This window comes from Microbacterium sp. UBA7513 (assembly GCF_002478345.1).
GTDB lineage: Bacteria > Actinomycetota > Actinomycetes > Actinomycetales > Microbacteriaceae > Microbacterium.
In genome coordinates this window covers 86,137-87,098 of record NZ_DLNJ01000035.1, presented here as the reverse complement: position 1 = coordinate 87,098, position 962 = coordinate 86,137, and the positions used below count along the sequence as shown (strand labels likewise).

The following is a 962-nucleotide window of genomic DNA, read 5'->3' as shown; positions in this document are numbered from 1 at the left end:
CCGCCGGTGAGCGACTCCGCGACACCGAGGGTCCAGCCTCGCTCACGCAGAGCTTCCAGAGCCTCGGCTGGCGTCGTGCCGCTCATCGGCTCTGACGCGCGCCGCGCACCTGCGCGACGATGTAGTCGATCCCGCTGACGACGGTGAGCACGAGCACGATCACCATGAGGACGGTCGTCACGACCGTCCACGGGCCGAGCCCGATGAACACGTGCAGCGGCAGGAGAGCCCAGCCGAGGGCGACGCCCTGGAAGGCCGTCTTGATCTTGCCCATCCAGGCGGCCGCGACAACGTGCTCGCTCGCGACGACCAGCCGATGGATGGTGATCCCCCACTCGCGGACGAGGATGATCACCACGATCCACCAGGAGACCTCGCCCAGGATCGCGAGCCCCACGAAACCCGCGCCGGTGAGGAGCTTGTCCGCGATCGGGTCCCAGAGCTTTCCGAAGTCGCTGACGATGTCGTATCGACGCGCGAGGTAGCCATCGACCCAGTCGGTCGAGATGGCGACGATGAAGAGGACGGCGGCGATCCAGCGCACGGTGAGATCGGCGAGGCCGTACGTCCCGCCGAGGAGCAGGAGGACGAAGAACACGACGGCGAGCGGGATGCGCGCCACCGTGATGGCGTTGGGGAGCTGCCGAGGGATCGCCATCAGTCGCGTCCCGTCAGGCCCCAGGCGTCTTCGTCGCCTTCCGCTTCGACGACCGGCAGGCCGTCGTACTGCGCCTCCAACGGATCACGTTCGGCAGGCACCGCCGCGGCCGCGGGCGCAGCCGGAGCCGCCGGAGCCGACGGAGCCGACGGGACGTCTTCTCCGCGGAGCTTCGCCATGACCTGCGGCAGCTGCTCGGGGGTCGCGAGCACATCGCGCGCCTTCGAGCCCTCCGACGGGCCGACGACCTCACGCGACTCGAGGAGATCCATCAGGCGTCCGGCCTTGGCGAAGCCGACCCGCA

At 69.5% G+C, this 962-nt stretch carries 2 protein-coding genes; both read right to left on the bottom strand.

Annotated features, from left to right (window positions below; genetic code table 11):
• Positions 1-82 precede the first annotated feature (82 nt).
• Positions 83-658 carry a CDP-diacylglycerol--glycerol-3-phosphate 3-phosphatidyltransferase gene (gene pgsA / locus B2W79_RS16990; protein ID WP_292791612.1) on the bottom strand — a complete coding sequence of 192 codons (576 nt, stop codon included), beginning with the start codon at positions 656-658 and terminating at the stop codon, positions 83-85.
• On the bottom strand, positions 658-962 hold a 305-nt coding region (locus tag B2W79_RS16985; RefSeq protein ID WP_292791610.1), incomplete at its 5' end, for a DNA translocase FtsK. The genes B2W79_RS16985 and pgsA, both read right to left, overlap by 1 nt.